Source organism: Pseudomonas antarctica, from assembly GCF_900624995.1.
Classification (GTDB): domain Bacteria; phylum Pseudomonadota; class Gammaproteobacteria; order Pseudomonadales; family Pseudomonadaceae; genus Aquipseudomonas; species Aquipseudomonas antarctica.
The window spans coordinates 1-18,635 of record NZ_UYXQ01000080.1 but is presented as its reverse complement, the minus strand read 5'-3'; the positions used below and the strand labels follow the sequence as shown (position 1 = coordinate 18,635).

The 18,635-nt window shown below is 59.8% G+C and carries 14 protein-coding genes and 2 pseudogenes; 5 read left to right on the top strand and 11 right to left on the bottom strand.

Features of this window, described 5'->3' with window-relative positions:
- Together E0F99_RS23005 and E0F99_RS23000 are read right to left on the bottom strand one after the other, a co-directional pair.
- Positions 1–2,938 (bottom strand): annotated as a pseudogene (locus E0F99_RS23005) (DUF6531 domain-containing protein); the annotation flags it as partial.
- Positions 2,939–3,134: 196 nt separating this feature from the next.
- Complete coding sequence (locus E0F99_RS23000; protein WP_083359170.1) at positions 3,135–3,749, bottom strand: LysE family translocator; 615 nt, start codon at positions 3,747–3,749, stop codon at positions 3,135–3,137.
- Between the two features lie 144 nt (positions 3,750–3,893).
- On the opposite strand from E0F99_RS23000, the gene E0F99_RS22995 reads away from it, so the two are divergent.
- Positions 3,894–4,979 (top strand): DUF1615 domain-containing protein, encoded by a 1,086-nt coding sequence (locus E0F99_RS22995; protein WP_083359169.1) that lies wholly within the window; start codon positions 3,894–3,896, stop codon positions 4,977–4,979.
- 243 nt (positions 4,980–5,222) lie between these two features.
- Positions 5,223–5,639 carry a PaaI family thioesterase gene (locus tag E0F99_RS22990; protein ID WP_083359168.1) on the top strand — a complete coding sequence of 139 codons (417 nt, stop codon included), beginning with the start codon at positions 5,223–5,225 and terminating at the stop codon, positions 5,637–5,639.
- 106 nt (positions 5,640–5,745) lie between these two features.
- On the opposite strand, the gene E0F99_RS22985 is transcribed toward E0F99_RS22990, so the two are convergent.
- From E0F99_RS22985 to E0F99_RS22975, 3 genes are read right to left on the bottom strand one after another with little or no spacing between them, the layout of a single operon-like run.
- Positions 5,746–6,927: an acetyl-CoA C-acetyltransferase gene (locus E0F99_RS22985; protein ID WP_083359167.1), complete on the bottom strand. Its 1,182-nt coding sequence runs from the start codon at positions 6,925–6,927 to the stop codon at positions 5,746–5,748.
- A gap of 11 nt (positions 6,928–6,938) precedes the next feature.
- The gene (locus E0F99_RS22980) at positions 6,939–7,598 is read right to left on the bottom strand and encodes a CoA transferase subunit B (RefSeq protein ID WP_017135011.1); all 660 of its coding nucleotides are present in this window, start codon (positions 7,596–7,598) and stop codon (positions 6,939–6,941) included.
- Positions 7,599–7,629: 31 nt separating this feature from the next.
- The gene (locus E0F99_RS22975; RefSeq protein WP_083359166.1) at positions 7,630–8,328 is read right to left on the bottom strand and encodes a CoA transferase subunit A; all 699 of its coding nucleotides are present in this window, start codon (positions 8,326–8,328) and stop codon (positions 7,630–7,632) included.
- 133 nt (positions 8,329–8,461) lie between these two features.
- On the opposite strand from E0F99_RS22975, the gene E0F99_RS22970 reads away from it, so the two are divergent.
- Entirely contained in the window at positions 8,462–9,367 is a 906-nt protein-coding gene (locus tag E0F99_RS22970) for a LysR family transcriptional regulator (RefSeq protein WP_083359165.1), read from the top strand.
- Between the two features lie 72 nt (positions 9,368–9,439).
- Here the strand turns inward: E0F99_RS22970 and E0F99_RS22965 are convergent, their stop codons facing one another.
- The 6 genes from E0F99_RS22965 to E0F99_RS22935 form a co-directional block, all read right to left on the bottom strand.
- The gene (locus tag E0F99_RS22965; RefSeq protein ID WP_130908942.1) at positions 9,440–9,769 is read right to left on the bottom strand and encodes a hypothetical protein; all 330 of its coding nucleotides are present in this window, start codon (positions 9,767–9,769) and stop codon (positions 9,440–9,442) included.
- A gap of 603 nt (positions 9,770–10,372) precedes the next feature.
- Complete coding sequence (locus E0F99_RS22955) at positions 10,373–11,221, bottom strand: NAD-dependent protein deacetylase (protein ID WP_083359162.1); 849 nt, start codon at positions 11,219–11,221, stop codon at positions 10,373–10,375.
- An 8-nt stretch (positions 11,222–11,229) separates the two neighbouring features.
- Positions 11,230–11,670, bottom strand: a complete 441-nt coding sequence (locus tag E0F99_RS22950) for a CBS domain-containing protein (protein ID WP_083359161.1) — start codon at positions 11,668–11,670, stop codon at positions 11,230–11,232.
- Between the two features lie 131 nt (positions 11,671–11,801).
- Positions 11,802–13,751, bottom strand: coding sequence for a DNA topoisomerase III (locus E0F99_RS22945; RefSeq protein WP_083360466.1), 1,950 nt, complete (start codon positions 13,749–13,751; stop codon positions 11,802–11,804).
- A 239-nt stretch (positions 13,752–13,990) separates the two neighbouring features.
- Positions 13,991–15,613: an MFS transporter gene (locus E0F99_RS22940; protein WP_083359160.1), complete on the bottom strand. Its 1,623-nt coding sequence runs from the start codon at positions 15,611–15,613 to the stop codon at positions 13,991–13,993.
- 65 nt (positions 15,614–15,678) lie between these two features.
- Positions 15,679–17,325 (bottom strand): GMC family oxidoreductase, encoded by a 1,647-nt coding sequence (locus tag E0F99_RS22935; RefSeq protein WP_083359159.1) that lies wholly within the window; start codon positions 17,323–17,325, stop codon positions 15,679–15,681.
- 129 nt (positions 17,326–17,454) lie between these two features.
- On the opposite strand from E0F99_RS22935, the gene E0F99_RS22930 reads away from it, so the two are divergent.
- Both E0F99_RS22930 and E0F99_RS22925 read left to right on the top strand, forming a co-directional pair.
- Positions 17,455–18,348, top strand: a complete 894-nt coding sequence (locus E0F99_RS22930; RefSeq protein WP_083359158.1) for a LysR family transcriptional regulator — start codon at positions 17,455–17,457, stop codon at positions 18,346–18,348.
- A gap of 110 nt (positions 18,349–18,458) precedes the next feature.
- Positions 18,459–18,635 (top strand): annotated as a pseudogene (locus E0F99_RS22925) (IS256 family transposase); the annotation flags it as partial.

The window sequence follows — 18,635 nt, the reverse complement described above, 5'->3', positions numbered from 1 at the left end:
GCTGACTGCCATCGTCGCCGTGTTCGGTTTTCTCCAGCAGGTTGCTGTTGAGGTCATAGACGTAGGCCGTGCGCTGCCCGTCAAAGCCTATTTCCTGCTGGATCAGCCCGTTGGGGTGGTAATCAAGCTGGTAGGTTTCACCGACTTCGTTTTCGATCTCGGTCAGCAGTAACCGGGCGTTGTCGTAGCGGTAGTTGACCTGGGTGCCGTCAGAATTAATGCGCCGGCTGATCAGGTGCAGGCCGTCGGCGTATTCGTAGCGGGTGACCTGGCCCAGTTCATCGCGTTCGGCGGTGATTTTTCCGTAGGGGTTGTAGCTGTATTCCCGCGTGGCGCCGCCTGGAAGTACGACACGTATCAACCGGCCCACACTGTCCCACTGATACTGGGTCAGCGCGCCATGCTCATCCTCGCGAGCAACCTTTCGTCCAACATCGTCATAGCGATAGCGCTTAACCCCGCCATTCGGCAGTTGCTCTTCGACAAGCTGCCCACGCTCATTCCAAACCAGCCGATGGCACCCGTTATCCGGGTACCACACCCCAATCAACTGGCCGTGTTTGTTGTACGTGTAGTCCGTAACGTGGCCATCAGGATCCGTCTTACGCGTGACGTCGCCTTGTTCATTACGCTCGTACTTCCAAACCGCCTCACCACGCCGTACGACCCGTACGAACCCATTATCATGCTCGTAGGAAGTCGGTTCATCCTCGCCAGGAAACAGCGCCACCAAACGCCCGGCTTCGTCGTATTGATACGCCGTCACCGCCCCGAGCGGGTCTTGCTCAACCGTCAGTCGACCCTTGGCGTCGTAGGATTTGAAATACTCAGCGCCGTCCGGATCAATGCGCTGCACCAGCCGCGCCCGCTGGTCATGGACGTAAACTTCCTGGCTGCCATCCGCGTTATGAACCGTGACTTTGCCGCCGTCCTCCCACACATAGCGCGTGTCCATCTGCGAAAAACTGGCCCAATGCCGGACACACCGCGCCGCCTTACCAGCCCGTTCCCACTCCCAAAAGAAACTCGCCCCACCGGCCAATTGCCGCTCAAGAATGACGTGCTGATCGTCGTACCGATAAACCTCGCTTTCACCTACGGCATTGGTCGCCGAAACCAGTCGTCCCGCCTCGTCATAGGCGTAGGAAGCGACGTTCTGCTCGGTCACCCACACATACGGCTCTCGCCCTTTGGCGCGATGAACCTGATAGTCCACCGCCACAATGCGACCCAGCTCATAGCGCAAGAACAACGAGCGCCCCGCACCGTTATCCAGCCGCTCAACCCGCCCCAAACGATCACGAGAAATCCGCAGCCGGTTGTCATACGCATCGCTGATCGCCGTCAGCACACCGTCGCGAAAGTGATAAAACCGTGATGCCTGGGCCAGCACCCATTCATCAGGCAGCGACCCCAAGTAGATCGCTGCTTCGGCCAAGCTGTTGGTAATCGCGGGCCGAGCCACAGTAGGCAACGGAAACTCAGTACTGCGATTTTCATGATCCGTCCAAACCACCGAATCACCGCCAACCACCAACCGCTGCGCCAGCGCATGACTCCAACCAAACCCCAACCCACAATCCACGTCCACCGCACTGGTGCGGTACAGGCGCGTCCACTCAAACGGTAAAATCCCGTCCAGTGCACCGTCAGTCAGGGTCAGCAATTCCTCGCCGGTGACCATCGACACCGGGCAACCATTAGTGGCGGTCTTGTCCGCAGGCGCCGCTGCATCTCCCTGCGGATTCTTCGCTGCGGCCGGCACATCATCGACATGTTCCTGGCGCACCAACGTCGTCTTCTGCGACGTGCTGCGAACCGCTGGCACCGCGTTCGCCACCAGGTTCTCCCCAACCTTCAACGGCGCACCCGCTACCGTGTTGATCGACGTCGCCGGCCCTGCGAGCAATATCGGCTTAGACGCCTCAACATGGGCATCCAGGCGAGATTTGCTGAACTGGCTGGCCATGTGTTCCAGCCACTCGCGCGCTCGGCGAGACTTGATGCCGCCCAGCACCTTGGTGCTCAGGCGTATCACAATACCCATGCCGGCAGTGGCAAGGCCCAGCAGCACGTTGATCAGTACTTCGACGCTGATCGAGCCCAGCAACTCATTCATGTACGGCGGCGGCATCATCCGCATCCAGCTGACCATTGCTGCCAAGTAGATGAACAGCAACGGCTCATCGCTCAGCACCAGCAGGCCTTTGGCGAGGGTTTCGGCGCTGACCTTCAGCAGTTTTTCGAGCTCGGCCTGGGACAGGTAGTGCAGCAGCTTTTCGGCGTTCGCCAGTGGGTGCGCCAGCCACTCAACCAGCTGTTTGACCGTGTCCCAGAGTGCGGTCAGTGCATCGCCAAAGCCTTTGGCATACGCCTGGTGCAGCGAGAGGTAGCGTTTGAGGAAATTTGCCTCGGAGTAGTTCTTCCACAGCGGCGCAAAGGTGCCGTTCTACTCACGGCGCAGCCAGTCCTCCAGCGGTGCAATGACCGACTGGTAGGAGGCATACAGCGCCTTGAAGTGTTCTTTGGAAACGTTGGGGTAGAAGCTGACGCGGTACTTCTGGTTACGATCACACTCGGTGATTTCCAGAATGCCGCTGGGCCCGATGGTTTTATAAATCGGCTCGCCCAGCGGACCACCGTCGGGGTCGATGCGCTGCAACATCACTGGCGTGTTGCCAATGGGCACGAATCGAGCACTCTGGAACATATGCACCAGGGTCAGGGTGCCGTCTTGCTTGCACGCTGCAACGGTGGTGCTGGGCAGGATAGAGCGGTCGATCGGCGCGACGAGCGCCACCTCATCCCCGACCTTGAATACCTGCTCGACATCCAGTGCCGAAAAGCTGAAAAAGCTTTCTGCCCAGGCGTCGTAGGTGTTGAGGCATTGCCTGAAATCGCCGAGGACGGATTCGACGTCGCGCGTCTTGGAATCCATGGCGGCCAGCACCAGAAGGCCAATGTTCTGGCTGGTGGCGGCGATCAAAAGGCAGCCCCAAAAACCTGGGCTTTAACGAAAAAAACCATCTGCAATCCCTCGCACTGTGTGATCAGGCGAAAGACTTTGCAGAGGTTTTCAGGCGGTATCTGTAGAGCTTATCCGGCTGTTGCGTGGGATGTTTCAGTAGTCCTTGTCAGCGCTGCGCAAATGCCAGGTTTAGGCCCAGCCCGGCAAAGGCTGCGGCAAAACTGCGGCGCAGCCAGTTCTGTACCTGTGGCGATTCAATCACCGCGCGGCGGAAGCCATTGGCCAACAGGCCATAGATCACGAAAACCGCAAATGTCATGGCCATGAATACTCCGCTCAGTACCAGCATTTGCAAGGCGGGCGCGGTGCCGCCTGGCGTGACGAACTGAGGCAGAAAGGCCAGGAAGAAAATCGTCAGTTTCGGGTTGAGAATATTCAACAAGAAACCCCGCAGCATCAGGCCGCGCGCCGTGGCGACCGTCGGTGCGTCATTCATGGCGAAGGCCGAGCGATCACGCCAGGTGGCGTAGGCCAGGTAGAGCAGGTAGGCGACGCCGGTATATTTGAGTGCTTCAAACGCCAACGCGCTGGTGTGCAGCAGCGCGCAAAGGCCGAGCACCGACGCCAGCAAGTGGGGGAGGATGCCCGCCGTACAGCCCAGCGCGGCAAACACGCTGGCGCGCTTGCCGGCGGTGAGGCCGGTGGACACGGTAAAGATCACACCGGTGCCGGGGATCAGCACGACGATCAGGCAGGTGACGAGGAAGTTCACACTGAGCATGGCATTCAAACTCCTGTAGGAATGGTCGATGACAGATCCTGTCACGTTAGTTTGCGGCTGGCGAGTGCAGCATGTCGGCGAACCCCGGTTAGACTTACCTGTCGATATGCGCAATGCAGGCCCGTCGTTAGCCAAGGAAACCCCATGTATTCAAGCCGCCTGATCCTGTGCCTCACCACGTTGCTGGTGCTGGCCGGTTGCTCCACTTCACGCAGCCCGCAACAGCCGGAGCGCAGCGAGGCTGAGGTGAAAGCGCAGGTTGTGCGCCTGTTGCCGGCATCGGTGCCGGACCGCAAAGGCTGGGCCCAGGACATCTACACCGCCTTCGACGCACAGAAGATCTACCCCAGCACCGAAAATATCTGCGCCGTTCTTGCGGTGACCGAGCAAGAATCCACCTACCAAGTCGACCCGCCTGTGCCAAACATGGGCAAGATCGCCCAGGATGAAATCCTGCGGCGCGCCGGCAAGGTCCATGTGCCGGCCTTTGTGGTACGTAGCGCGCTGCAATTGCGCTCGCCCACGGGTAAGTCCTACGCCGATCGCTTGAAAGCTGCGCGCACGGAGAAGGACCTGAGTGGGATCTTTGACGATTTCATCAGCGTGGTGCCTTTGGGCAATACCTTGTTTGGCGGTTTCAACCCGGTGCATACCGCAGGCCCCATGCAGGTCAGCATCGACTTTGCGCAGAAACAGGCGCGGGGTTATCCCTACACGGTGGATGGCACGATTCGCCGGGAAGTCTTCACGCGTCGCGGTGGCATGTATTTCGGTATCGCCCACTTGCTGGGCTACCCGGTCAATTATGACCAGCCGCTTTACCGCTTTGCTGACTTCAACGCCGGTTGGTACGCCAGCCGCAACGCCGCCTTTCAGGCGGCGGTCAGCCGTGTCACCGGCACCGAGCTGGCGTTGGATGGCGACTTGATCCGCTATGGTTCGTTGCTGCCGGGCACCACTGAGCTGGCGGTGCGCTCGCTGGGGGCGAAGTTGGACATGCGCAACCCGACCATCCGCAGCCAGTTGGAGAAGGGGGAGCAACTCGATTTTGAGCAAACCACCCTCTACCAACGTGTGTTTGCCCTGGCTGATAAAGCTGCCGGCAAACCAATGCCACGGGCTATCTTGCCGGGCATCGTGCTCAAGAGTCCGAAGATCACTCGCAACCTGACCACGGCCTGGTTTGCCAAGCGCGTGGATGATCGGTATCAGCGCTGCATGAAGCGCTGATCATTGTGGCGAGCGTGCTCCTTAGGCGGGCAGCTGGGCAGCACGATCAAAAGAAGGGGTTTTGGTGTGCCGTCCAAGTGGCGCATTGCAGTTCCTTGGGATGTGCTGGGGATATTAAGCGCGATTGAATCGGGTCTGGCGGATTTACGCAAAGCATCGCATGGGATTTGCGTGGCTGATGGTGATGGCTGCCATGTAAGGCCAGGCGTACATCTCAAGCTTTACTCCAAGGAAGAATTCGCCATGATCGCTCACGCCGTGCCCGAAGGATTTGTCTCGCTGCCACGCAGTAGTCCGCTTCTTGACTTACTAGGCCCTGCGTATTGCCGGGGCGAAGGCCTCCAATTGGAAATCGGCCTGCGCGCTGACAATCGCCATGCCAATGGGCGCGGCACGGTGCATGGCGGGGTGTTGGCGACCCTGGCGGACATCGGCATGGGCTATGCGATGGCGTTTTCCAGTGAGCCGCCGTTGCCGTTGATTACCGCGAGTATGACCTTGGATTACCTCGGGGCGGTACAGGTGGGGGAATGGATCGTGGTGCGGTTGGAGCATCACAAACGAGGGCGGCAGATGGCGTTTGCCACGGTGAGCTTGCAGGTGGGGGAAAAGGTAGTTGCGCGGGCGAACGCGGTGTTTGCAGTGCCTCGGACTGACTAGCACTGCAGCTCCGACAGTTGGGCTGTGGTTTTCAGGGATACCGCGTAAAAAAAGAAAAGGCCCGATTTTTCGTGGAATCGGGCCTCCTCTCATGTTGCTCTTTAAATCAGCTGCGCTCGAGGGCAAGGGCGACACCCTGGCCGCCACCGATGCACAGGGTCGCCAGGCCTTTCTTGGCATCGCGCTTGATCATTTCATGCAGCAGGGTCACCAGTACGCGGCAGCCTGATGCGCCGATCGGGTGGCCGATGGCGATGGCACCGCCATTGACGTTGACCTTGTCGACGTCCCATTCCAGCTCTTTGCCCACCGCCAAAGATTGTGCGGCGAAGGCTTCGTTGGCTTCGATCAGGTCCAGGTCGCCCAGGTTCCAGCCGGCTTTGTCCAGGCAACGGCGGGTGGCCGAGACCGGGCCGATACCCATGATGGCCGGGTCGACGCCGGCGTTGGCGTAGCTGGCGATACGCGCCAAAACGGGGAGGCCGAGGGCCTTGGCCTTGTCGGCGCTCATCAGTAACACCGCGGCGGCGCCATCGTTGAGGCTGGAAGCGTTGCCAGCGGTGACGCTGCCGTCTTTCTTGAACGCGGGCTTGAGCTTGGCCAGGGACTCGGCCGTGGTGCCGGCGCGCGGCTGTTCATCCACGGCAAAGGCCACCGGGTCGCCTTTGCGCTGGGGTATCAGGATCGGGGTGATCTCATCGACAAAACGCCCGGCCTCGATTGCCGCAGTGGCTTTGTGCTGGGATGCGGCGGCAAAGGCGTCCTGCGCTTCACGGCTGATGCCGTACTTGTCCACCAGGTTCTCGGCGGTAATGCCCATGTGGTAGTCGTTGAACGCATCCCACAGGCCGTCGGTGATCATGCTGTCGATCATCTTGGCGTGGCCCATGCGCAAACCCGTGCGCGCGGCGGGCAATACGTACGGCGCCAGGCTCATGTTCTCCATGCCGCCGGCGATGATCACCTGCGCGTCGCCGCAACGAATCGCCTGGGCGCCCAGGTGCAGGGCCTTGAGGCCCGAGCCGCAGACTTTGTTCAGGGTCAACGCCGGTACGGCGTGGGGCAGGCCAGCCAGAATCGACGCCTGTCGCGCCGGGTTCTGGCCGCTGCCTGCGGTGAGTACCTGGCCGAGGATGACTTCATCCACTTGGGCCGGGTCCAGGCCGGTCTGCTCCAGCAGGCGACGGATCACGGCGGCGCCCAGTTCCGGTGCCGGGATACTGGCCAGCGAACCTTGAAAGCTGCCCACGGCGGTGCGGGTGGCAGCAACAATCACGACGTCTTGCATGGAATCTGTCCTCACTGGAAGTGCATTTCTGGAACGTGGTCCGGGACGATCAGTTTACCGGCGGTCTTGCTCACAATCTCTTCAACGCTGACGCCAGGTGCGCGTTCCTTGAGGACAAAAGCGCCATTTTCGATTTCAAGGTAAGCCAGGTCAGTCAACACACGCTTGATGCACTTGGCGCCGGTCAGCGGCAGGCTGCATTGGCTGAGCAACTTGGACTCACCGTCCTTGGACGCGTGGGTCATGATCACGATGATGTTTTCCGCACCGGCCACCAGGTCCATGGCACCGCCCATGCCTTTGACCAATTTGCCGGGGATCATCCACGAAGCGATGTTGCCCTGAACGTCTACCTCGAATGCGCCAAGCACGGTGAGGTCGACGTGGCCGCCGCGAATCATCGCGAAGGATTCGGCGGAGGAGAAGATCGAGGCGCCGATACGCGCGGTCACGGTCTGCTTGCCGGCGTTGATCATGTCGGCGTCGATGGTTTCTTCGGTCGGAAACGGGCCCATGCCGAGCAGGCCGTTTTCCGATTGCAGCATCACTTCCATGCCTTCGGGAATGTAGTTGGCCACCAGGGTGGGAATGCCGATGCCGAGGTTCACGTAGAAGCCGTCCTGCATTTCGCGGGCGACGCGTTGAGCCATTTGTTCGCGGGTGAGAGCCATTGTTTGTCTCCTTATTATTTGGGCTGGCGGATTATTTGCGGACGGTGCGCTGTTCGATGCGCTTCTCGAAGGTGCCGCAAATGACCCGGTCGACGTAAATCCCTGGGGTGTGGATATGCGCCGGGTCCAGCTCGCCCGGTTCGACTATTTCTTCAACTTCGACCACGGTGATCTTGCCCGCGGTGGCGGCCAGCGGATTGAAGTTCTGGGCGGTGTGGCGGTAGATGACATTACCGAAGTGGTCGGCTTTCCAGCCTTTGACGATAGCGAAGTCGCCAGTGATGGATTCTTCCATCAGATACGCACGGCCGTTGAATTCGCGGGTTTCCTTGCCTTCAGCGACGGGGGTGCCGACGCCGGTGGCGGTGAAGAAGGCCGGAATGCCTGCACCGCCTGCGCGCATTTTTTCCGCCAGGGTGCCTTGGGGCGTCAGCACCACTTCGATTTCGCCGATGAGCAGTTGCTTCTCGAACAGGGCGTTTTCACCGACGTAGGAAGCGATCACTTTGCTGATCTGCTTTTCTTCCAGCAGCACACCCAAGCCAAAACCGTCGACGCCGCAGTTGTTGGAAACCACCGTCAGGTCGCGGGTGCCTTTGCGCTTGATTTCGGCAATGAGGTTTTCCGGAATGCCGCACAGACCAAAACCACCGGAGAGTACGGTCATGCCGTCTTCCAGGCCTGCCAGCGCTTCTTCGTAGGACGCCACGCGTTTATCGAAACCTGCCATATGCACCTCTTTTATTGTTTGTGGGCCAGCCAATGCCTTGAGTGTTGCGCCGACGGATTGATTTGTTAAGTTGTTTTTTAAGGTTGATTGATTTAGAAAACAGCATAGTCGACCCGTCCTCAGGAGCAGCCTCATGACCGTCAAACAGATGCGTGCCTTCCTTGCCGTGGCCCAGAGCCTGAGTTTCGCCGCCGCCTGCGAGCGCCTGCACCTTTCCCAGTCGGCGCTGAGCCTGACGATCAAGGGGTTGGAGGAAGGCTTGGGCGGCCGCTTGTTCAGCCGCAATACACGCAATGTCGCGCTGACGCCTGAAGGTGAGTCGTTGCTGCCATTGGCGCGTCGCTTGATCGCCGATTGGGACAATGCCGAGGATGAACTGCGCCAGCGCTTCACCCTGCAGCGTGGTCGGGTGACAGTGGCCGCGATGCCGTCGTTTGCGGGCAACTTGCTGCCGCCGATCCTGAAGGTATTCCGCGCACGTTACCCTCAGGTGAACGTGACGGTGCATGACCTGATCAACGAGCAGGTGCTGGAGATGGTCCGCGACCGTCAGGTGGAGTTGGGCGTGGCGTTCGAACCGTCCGAAGGTTCGTCATTGGCATTTACGCCGTTGTACCTGGACCGGTTTATTGCCGTGGTGCCGGGTGATTCACCTTTGGCCCTGCGTACCGAAATCGACTGGAAGACTTTGTTGGAACAGCCGTTTATTACCTTGCAGCGGCCCTCCACAGTCAGAGTAATGCTGGAAGAGCACCTGGGCGCCTTGCAGATGAAATTGCCGGTGGCGCTCGAAAGCCATCAGTTGGCAACGGTGGGCAAGATGGTCGCCAGTGGTCTGGGCGTCAGCGCTGTACCGGCATTGTGCGCAAGGCAGATGGAGGAGGCGGGCGCACGGTGCATCACCTTGAGCGATCCGGTCATCGAGCGGCCAATTGGGGTGCTGACCAAACCCGGGTATGAACTGTCGGCAGCAGCGCAGGTGTTGTTTGATATTTTTCGCGATGAAGCAGCGAAGGGCCGGTTTCCCGCTTTGATATAAGGTTCATTAAAACTGGGTATTAAAAAGCCCGCTTGAATAAACAAGCGGGCTTGAATGTTTAATGCGCAGTGATCAGAAGTATCTATCAATCACTTTAACCTGCGATTGGCCTTTGAGGTTCTGCCATTCGGTATTAAGTGTGTGGAAAACTTGCTCGATAAAGTTGCGATCGGCAGCCGCTTTCTTGCCAACATAACCCTGGCCGCGGCGGTACATCTTCAGGCGCGCCGCCAGTTCACGGTGATTGCGGTCGAACTCAGCTTCTTCGGTATGGGGCGCCAGGCAGTCAATGTTGACTTCACCCGATTTACCAATCCACAGGATATGGTCGTCGAGTGTGTCTTTCTGCGCTGCGAACATCTCAGCCGATTCATCGATAGTAGGTTGGTTGTTCAAATTCATGTGTAAGCCCCTTGACCAGTTGGCGATCTATCAGTTGATTCGTTAAAACTGCTTAGTTGTCTCCGGCGTTGAAAACCGGGCGTCAGTGACGGTCTGCCGAATACGGGCAGGGTCTCGAACCTGATGCATGTAGTCTTGCTGATGAACTGCTACGCAATGGTTTCATAACGAAGACAAGCAGCGTTTGAGCTCCTTGTACCGATCCCTTCGGGCCGGTCAGCTTCATCAATCTGCCTTGTGGGCAGTGCACATCCGGAAAAAACAGCTCGGCGGTCAGACGAGCTTGTTCAAAACACGTGTTACCAACACTCCCGATCCGGGAGACGTCTCGATAATGCAAGGACAAAAAGGTTACGTCAACGGTTATGTAGTGATTTTTTTCTGGCGCTACATAAATCGCAGCAAGGACGGGAGAATGCGGGAAAACGTGACTTGGGCGTCATTTTTTGTGCGGTTGGTCGAAGGGCACGATAGTCGAACCAACACACAAACCCTGTGGGAGCGGGCTTGCTCGCGAATGCGGTGTGTCAGCTAAACATTTGTTAACTGACAATCCGCTTTCGCGAGCAAGCCCGCTCCCACATTTTTTGATCTGCAGTGTTCCTACTGTCCCAATCGCTCGACCAGCAGAGGCAACAACCGCTCGCATGATGCCTCGATCTTTACCTGCAGCAACTCATCCCCGCGCGTTTTGCCCAGGTTGATGGCAATGACCGGCTTGCCTTGCTCCGCCATCGCCTTGCACAGGCGAAACGCCGAATAGGCCATCAGCGAGGAGCCGACCACCAGTAAACCCTCAGCGTTCTGCACCGCAGCCATGGCCTTGGCCGCCGTCGCCTGGGCGACGTTTTCACCAAAAAACACCACGTCCGGTTTCAGCCGTTGACCGTCGCAGTGCGGGCAGTGCGGGACTTGGAAGCGCTCTTCAAAGGCTGGATCGAGCAGCGTATCGCCATCGGGGGCCTGCACAGCATCGACACCGGCCAAGTACGGGTTTTGATCTTCCATTACCCGCTGGATCACATCGCGCTCGCTGCGCAGTTGGCAATCCAGACATAGCACGCGGTGCAGGCTGCCGTGCAGCTCGATCACATCATGGCTGCCGGCCTGATCATGCAAGGTATCGACATTTTGCGTGATCAGCCCACCGATGCGATCGCGTTGCTGCAGCGTCGCCAACGCCAGGTGAGCCTTGTTCGGTTGTGCAATACGCACCCGTGGCCAACCCAGCATCGCCCGTGCCCAGTAACGGCGCCGTGCTTGTGGGGTGGCCAGGAACTCCTGGTACATCATCGGCGCTTTGCCTCGGCGCACGCCTTCGCTGTCGCGATAATCCGGGATGCCCGACGACGTGCTGATTCCCGCGCCGGTCAGTACCACTAAGCGCCGTTCAGCCAAGGCCCGGTACAGGGTGTCGAGATGGTCTTCTTGATGTTCCAGCGTGTCGAGCATGGGTTCCCCTATTCGCCGCGGATGTACTGCTCCAGTTGCTTGATCAGGTCAGCCTGTTCGGCAATGGCTTCTTTCACCAAGTCACCAATGGACAGCAGGCCGACCAGCTTGCCATCTTCGACCACCGGCAAGTGGCGCAGGTGACCGTCCGTCATGATGTTCATGCACTTTTCGACACTTTGGTGCTTGTCGACCGTGATGACCGGCGAACTCATGATTTCACTCACGGCGGTTGTCGCGGAAGACCGGCCCTTGAGGATCAGCTTGCGGGCGTAGTCGCGTTCACTGATCACGCCGACGACTTTGCCTTCGTCCACGACCGGCAAGGCCCCGACGTTTTTGGCTGCCATCTGGATCAATGCCTCCATCACCGTCTGGTGCGACTTGATGGTGTGGACCTCCTGGTTTTTCTGGTCCTTGGCTTTGAGCACTTGTGCGACGGTTTTCATGACGGCCACTCCGGTGTTGTTTTTAGGTAGTCAGCAGGTCCCTAAAGAATCCTAGACGGCCCACGCCGGAACAAGGCCCAAAGCGGCATTAAACCCGTCGAAAAACGTCATTCCCTGGATTTATTCAACGTTTACCCGGCGTTTGTCGGCTTTTTTGCCCGCTTGGGTGCGCCTGTCGCCTTGCGGGGCGCGGCCTTGCGTTTGTTTTTCCACGGTGTGGCGCCTCGGCCAGTGGGGCTGGCCGGGCCGGTGATGGTCATGCGCATGCCATTGCAGCGCGCCACTTGCTTACTCATCCACGCCGCCTGCTTGGCGACGAACTCCTCCAGGCTCATTTCACCGCTCTGCACCATGTCCAGCGCCTGTTCCCAGATCGCGGTGGTGCCCGGGTCGGCGATGGCGCGTGGCACTGCGTCGATCAGGCTGAACGCCGCCGCAGTCGCTGACAGCGCCTTGCCGTTCTTCACCAGATAACCACGATCCAGCAAGCCTTGGATGATCCCGGCGCGCGTCGCTTCGGTGCCGATGCCGGTGGTGTCCTTGAGTTTTTGCTTGAGCAGCGGGTCTTCCACCAGTTTGGCGACGTTTTTCATCGCCTTGATCAGGTCGCCTTCGGTGAACGGCTTGGGCGGCTGGGTCCACAGGTCCTTGAGATTGACCTTGTCCACTGTGTAATCCTGGCCCTGCACCAGCGTCGGTAACGCTTGCGGCGCGGGTGCCTCGCGCCCTTTTGCGGGTGCCAGCGCTTCGGGCAAGGCGCGTTTCCAGCCCGGTTCGATGATGACTTTGCCCACCGCACGCAAGGCTTGGCCGGCGCAGTCGAAATCCGCCTGGGTGCGATCGTACTCATGGTTGGGCAGGAACTGCGCCAGGTAGCGCGCGCGAATCAGGGTGTAGACCGCGCGATGTTTACCGGTGAGCTGCCCGACGTCCTTGCCTGCGCCGGTGGGAATGATGCCGTGGTGCGCGCTGACTTTGGCGTCGTTCCAGGCTCGCGAACGTCGTTGGGGGTCGATATGCGGCATCAGCGCGTTCACTGCCGGATCGGCGCGGCCTAACGCGGCCAAAATCGTCGGCGCATCAACGTGCTGGCTTAACGGCAAGTAGCCGCAATCGCTGCGCGGGTAGGTGATGACCTTGTGGGTTTCGTAAAGGGATTGGGCGATATCCAGTGTTTCTTGAGCGCCGAGGCCGAGTTTCTTGGAACAGATTTCCTGCAGGGTGCCGAGGTCGAAGGGCAGGGGCGCGACCTCGCGCATACGCTCGGTGCGCAGCTTCACCAAGCGCGCGGTGGCGGCGTTACGCATAGCGTCGGCAGCATCCTTGGCCAACGGCGGGTTGAGGCAGCGGCCTTGGTCGTCACATGCATCCTCAGCGGCGCGCCATTGAGCGGTGAAGGTCATGCGCTCGTAGCGCAAGTCGACATCGATAGCCCAGTAAGCCACCGGCACAAAATTGGCGATGCTGCGGTCGCGGTCTACCACCAGGCGCAAGGTCGGCGTTTGCACCCGACCTACCGGCAACACGCCCTGATACCCGGATTGGCGCCCGAGCAAGGTGAACAAGCGGCTCATGTTCATGCCGATCAGCCAGTCAGCGCGGGAGCGACCCAGGGCCGAGTGATACAGGCTGAAGGTCTCGGCGCCCGGTTTGAGCGCGGCCAGGGCTTTGCGAATGGAGGCGTCATCCAGCGCCGACAGCCATAGCCGTTGGATCGGCCCGCGATAACGGCAATGCTCGACTAACTCTCGGGCGATCATCTCGCCCTCACGGTCGGCGTCGGTGGCGATCACCAGGTCTTGGGCTTCTCCCAGTAAACGCTTGACCGCCTTGTACTGGCTGGCGGTCTTGGGCTTGACTTGCATCTTCCATTTTTCCGGGACGATCGGCAGGTCGGCCAGCACCCAGCGTTTGTATTTGGCGTCGTAGGCATCGGGCGGGGCGGTTTCCAGCAGGTGGCCGATGCACCAGGTGACTGTGACGCCACTGCCCAACCAGCAACCGTCGCCGCGCCGGCTGGCGCCGAGCACGGCCGCGATATCTTTGGCCTGGGAGGGTTTTTCACAGAGGTACAGCCGCATGGTCATCACATCAGATCAGGTTGATGCCTTGCAGGATGCTTAGTCAGAAGGATTTGAGCAACCTTTATCTGTATGGATGTACAGCAAATTATGTGGGCGCTGCAGCCCAAAATTTGGGAGCGGCGGTGCGACGATTCGACTTGCCCGCGATAGCGATGTGTCAGTCATTACAGCCGCGACTGAACCACCGCCATCGCGGGCAAGCCCGCTCCCACAGGGGATCTTCTGCGTTTTGAAGATCAGTTGTTATCGATGTCCACATGCCGGGTTTCTTTGAGGCAGAACAACCCCACAATCAGACTCACCCCGGTGACCACTACCGGGTACCACAGGCCATAGAAAATATCGCCGGTGTACACCACCAGGGCAAACGACACAGTCGGCAGGAACCCGCCAAACCAACCGTTACCGATGTGGTAAGGCAGCGACATCGAGGTATAGCGGATACGCGTCGGGAACAGTTCCACCATCAACGCCGCCAGCGGGCCGTAGCACATGGCGGCGATCAGGATCAGCACCACGATCAGCACCACCACCATGACCTTGTTGACCTGAGCCACGTCCGCCGAAGTCGGGTAGCCGGCCAGCGTCACTGCGCCGCGCAGGGCCGCTTCGTCGAAACCGTCGATGCGCACATCACCCACGCTCACCTGCACCGGGCTGCCTGCTGGGGCGGCGGAACTGCTGTACGGCAGGCCTTGCTTGACCAGGAAGGTCTTGACCTTGTCGCAGGGGCTATCAAACCGCGCCTTGCCCACCGGGTCGAACTGGAAGGTGCAGGTGGCCGGGTCGGCCAGCACGGTAATCGGGGCCTGGTGGCTGGCCTGGTCCATCGCCGGGTTGGTGTAATGCGCCAGGCCCTTGAAGATCGGGAAGTACAGCGCGGTCGCCAGCAGCAGGCCGAGCATCAGCACCGGCTTGCGGCCGACTTTGTCCGACAGCCAGCCAAACAGGATAAAGAACGGCGCACCGATCACCACGCTGATAATCAGCAGCATGTTGGCCAGGGCCGGGTCCATCTTCAGGAACTGGGTGAGGAAGAACAGCACGTAGAACTGTGCCGCGTAGAACGTCACCGCTTGCCCGCCGTTGATGCTGAACAGCGCGATCAGCACCACCTTGAGGTTCTCCCATTTGCCGAAGGATTCGCGGATCGGCGATTTGCTTGCCTTGCCTTCCTCTTTCATTTTCAGGAACGCGGGCGACTCATGCAGGCTCATGCGGATCCAGGTGGAAATGCCCAGTAGCACGATGGAAAACAGGAACGGAATGCGCCAGCCCCAGACTTCGAACTGGTCGCCGGTGAAGTACCGGCAGGCCAGCACCACCAGCAGCGACAGCAGCAGGCCAAGGGTGGCGGTGGATTGAATCCAGCTGGTGTGCAAGCCGCGTTTGCCGGCCGGCGCGTGCTCAGCCACATAAGTGGCTGCGCCGCCGTACTCACCGCCCAATGCCAGGCCTTGCAACATGCGCAGCACGATCAGGATGACCGGCGCGGCAATGCCGATGCTGGCGTAGGTGGGTAGCAGGCCGACACAGAACGTCGCCACGCCCATCAGGATGATGGTGACCAGAAAGGTGTACTTGCGCCCGATCATGTCGCCCAAGCGGCCGAACACCAGCGCGCCGAACGGCCGCACGACAAAGCCGGCCGCAAAGGCCATCAAGGCAAAGATGAACGCCGTGGTGTCGTTGACTCCAGCAAAGAATTGCTTGCTGATCACGGCCGCCAGGGCGCCGTAGAGGAAAAAGTCATACCACTCAAACACCGTCCCCAGGGACGAGGCGAAGATGACTTTTCTTGATTCGCTGCCGGTGCTCGCGCTGACGGCCGAGCTCAGGGGTTGAGCATGTTCTGACATCGGGTAACCCTCACAGTGATTATTTATTGTTGTTCCACTGTCGGCGCCGGGTGCGGCGCCGCTATTCAGATTGCATTAACCGTTTCTCTTTGCGGGGCGAGGCTCCTTGTGTTCGGCGAAAGGATCAACTGCGCAGCTTTCTCCGCAATCATCAGTGTCGGTGAGCAGGTGTTGCCGGACGTGATGCGTGGCATTACCGAGGCATCGGCGATACGCAGGCCGGGCACACCATGTACGCGCAGTTGGGCATCGACCACCGCGTCTTTGTCGCAGCCCATGCGGCAGGTGCCCACCGGATGGAAGATCGTCGTGCCGATACGCGCGGCGGCTTCGTGCAGTTGCTCTTCGGTTTGCAGTGAATCGCCCGGCAGGTATTCCACCGGTTTGAATTGGCTCAAGGCGGGTGCGGCCACGATGCGCCGAGTCAGGCGGATCGCATCGGCAGCTACCCGCAAATCTTCCGGATGGCTGAGGTAGTTGGGCCGAATCAACGGTGCATCCGCCGGGTTGGCCGAGCGAATATCGATACGGCCACGGCTTTGTGGGCGCAGGTCGCAGACCGAAGCGGTAAACGCCGGGAACGCGTGCAGAGGCTCGCCAAAGCGCTCCAGGGACAACGGCTGCACATGGTATTGAAGGTTGGCCGAGGCCTGTTCCGGGCCGGAGCGGGCAAACGCGCCGAGCTGGCTGGGCGCCATCGACAGCGGGCCGCTGCGGTCATACAGGTAGCGCAGGCCCATGCCCATCTTGCCCCACACGGTGCCCGCGATCTGGTTCAGGGTGCGCGCGTTTTCCAGTTTGTAAATCAGCCGCAATTGCAGGTGATCCTGCAGGTTGCCACCCACGCCCGGCAGTTCGTGCACCACGTCGATACCCAACGGCTTGAGCACGTTGGACGGGCCAATGCCTGAGCGTTGGAGGATACCCGGCGAGCCCACGGAACCGGCGCACAGCACGATTTCCTTGCGCGCTTTGCAGCTCATCTGTTGGCCGTTTTGACGCCCGAGCACGTTGCAGGCGCGGCCGTTTTCCAGCACCACGCGGTCCACTTCGACGTCGGTCAGCACAGTCAGATTAGGCCGCTGGCGGATCGGCTTGAGAAACGCCTTGGCCGCATTCCATCGCACTCCGGCCTTCTGGTTGACCTGGAAGTAGCCGCAGCCTTCGTTATCGCCCGTGTTGAAATCGCTGATCGGCGCGATACCACTTTGCGCCGCAGCATCACGAAAGGCATCCAGGATCGGCCAGTGCAGGCGCTGTTGCTCAACGCGCCACTCGCCGCCATCGCTATGAAATTGTGAACCGCCAGCAAAGTGGTTTTCGCTCTGTTTGAACAGTGGCAGCACGTCTTTCCAGGCCCACCCCGGGTTGCCCTGGGCCGCCCAGCCATCGTAATCCTGGGCTTGGCCACGCATATAAATCATGCCGTTGATCGACGAGCAGCCGCCCAGCACCTTACCGCGTGGGTAACTCAGCGCACGGCCTTGCAGGCCTTCCTGGGCTTCGGTCTTGAAGCACCAGTCGGTGCGCGGGTTGCCGATGCAGAACAGGTAGCCGACGGGGATATGGATCCAGGGGTAATTGTCGCGGCCACCGGCCTCGAGCAGTAGCACGCGATGGGCAGGGTTGGCGGACAGTCGATTGGCCAGCAGGCAGCCTGCGGGGCCGGCGCCAACTACCACGTAATCGTATTCAGCAGCTGCAATGGGCATCTGTGGTCTCGCTTGTTTTTCTTATTGGCTCCATCCTAGTTGTTAGTTTTCGTCTTAAAAATGTTAGTTTTTACCCAGCTGCTGTGCGTTTTTAAACAGCGCGGCTCACGCTCTCGCATTGGAGGCGACATGTTCGACTGGAATGACCTGCGGTTTTTTCTTGAGTTGCAACGCAGTGGCCGCCTGCTTACTGCCGCGCAGCGCCTGAAAACCACGCATGCCACCGTGGCGCGGCACATTGAGGCCATCGAGAAGAGCCTTGGCACTGCGCTGTTCGTGCAGCATGCGCAGGGCTACGAGCTGACGCCTTCCGGCGAAGCCCTGCTCAAACACGCCGAAGCCATGGAAAACGTCGCGCTGCTGGCCGAAGACGAACTCACCCATTGCGCCGCACCCTTGGGCAAGATCCGCCTTGGCGTGGCCGAAGGTTTAGGCGTGATGTTCCTTGCCAGTCGCATGGGCGGGCTGTTCGACCGTTATCCAGGGCTGGAGGTGGAACTGGTGGCCGTGCCGCGCTTCGTCAGTATTCTCAATCGTGAAGCGGAAATCAGCATCCACCTGGAACGGCCCAGCGTCGACCAGTTGGTCACGCGCAAACTCACCGATTACCGCCTCGCGCTCTACGCCAGCCGCGCCTATCTGGAGCGCAACCCGCCCATCGAGAAACGTGAAGACCTCGCTGTGCACGCCTGGATTGATTACGTGGACGACCTGCTATTCAGCCAGGAATTGAAGTTCCTTAGCAGCTTCTGCCGTAACCCCAAGGTGGTGTTCCACAGCACCAGTGTGATCGCCCAGCACCAGGCGGCGCGTTCGGGTTTGGGCATTGCTGTGTTGCCGTGCTTCATGGCGGCGGGTGATCCGGAGTTGGTGGCGTTGTTGCCGGGCGAGGGGATTGAGCGCAGCTACTGGATCAGCTCGCGCCGTGAGCTGCATAAGTCGGTGCGGTTGCGGGTGTTGTGGGATTACGTGGTGGAGTTGTGCGCGCGCGAGCAGGGGTTGCTGCTGGGCGAATCTCACTGAATAGGCCGGATCAAAAATGTGGGAGTGGGCTTGCTCCCACATGGGCTCTGCGTTTACAGGGACTGTCATAAATTTTGTGTTCGGGCATAACATGTTGAAGAGGTGCATGTATGCCAACCACAAAGAAACCGGCCCGCAGGGCCCAGCGTGACCTTCCAGCCATTCCAAAAGAGCTGATCGACCAGTTCGTCAGCGGCCCGATGAGTGCCGAAGCCATTCAGGATGCGTCGATGGCGTTCAAAAAGGCCTTGATCGAGCGAGCCCTTGGTGCCGAGCTGGGCCACCAC

Coding starts and splice junctions, on each gene's coding strand:
- E0F99_RS23000 (WP_083359170.1), bottom strand. CDS start 3,749: ATGCTCAGTGTGAACTTCCTCGTCACCTGCCTGATCGTCGTGCTGATC.
- E0F99_RS22995 (WP_083359169.1), top strand. CDS start 3,894: ATGTATTCAAGCCGCCTGATCCTGTGCCTCACCACGTTGCTGGTGCTG.
- E0F99_RS22990 (WP_083359168.1), top strand. CDS start 5,223: ATGATCGCTCACGCCGTGCCCGAAGGATTTGTCTCGCTGCCACGCAGT.
- E0F99_RS22985 (WP_083359167.1), bottom strand. CDS start 6,927: ATGCAAGACGTCGTGATTGTTGCTGCCACCCGCACCGCCGTGGGCAGC.
- E0F99_RS22980 (WP_017135011.1), bottom strand. CDS start 7,598: ATGGCTCTCACCCGCGAACAAATGGCTCAACGCGTCGCCCGCGAAATG.
- E0F99_RS22975 (WP_083359166.1), bottom strand. CDS start 8,328: ATGGCAGGTTTCGATAAACGCGTGGCGTCCTACGAAGAAGCGCTGGCA.
- E0F99_RS22970 (WP_083359165.1), top strand. CDS start 8,462: ATGACCGTCAAACAGATGCGTGCCTTCCTTGCCGTGGCCCAGAGCCTG.
- E0F99_RS22965 (WP_130908942.1), bottom strand. CDS start 9,769: ATGAATTTGAACAACCAACCTACTATCGATGAATCGGCTGAGATGTTC.
- E0F99_RS22955 (WP_083359162.1), bottom strand. CDS start 11,221: ATGCTCGACACGCTGGAACATCAAGAAGACCATCTCGACACCCTGTAC.
- E0F99_RS22950 (WP_083359161.1), bottom strand. CDS start 11,670: ATGAAAACCGTCGCACAAGTGCTCAAAGCCAAGGACCAGAAAAACCAG.
- E0F99_RS22945 (WP_083360466.1), bottom strand. CDS start 13,751: ATGCGGCTGTACCTCTGTGAAAAACCCTCCCAGGCCAAAGATATCGCG.
- E0F99_RS22940 (WP_083359160.1), bottom strand. CDS start 15,613: ATGTCAGAACATGCTCAACCCCTGAGCTCGGCCGTCAGCGCGAGCACC.
- E0F99_RS22935 (WP_083359159.1), bottom strand. CDS start 17,325: ATGCCCATTGCAGCTGCTGAATACGATTACGTGGTAGTTGGCGCCGGC.
- E0F99_RS22930 (WP_083359158.1), top strand. CDS start 17,455: ATGTTCGACTGGAATGACCTGCGGTTTTTTCTTGAGTTGCAACGCAGT.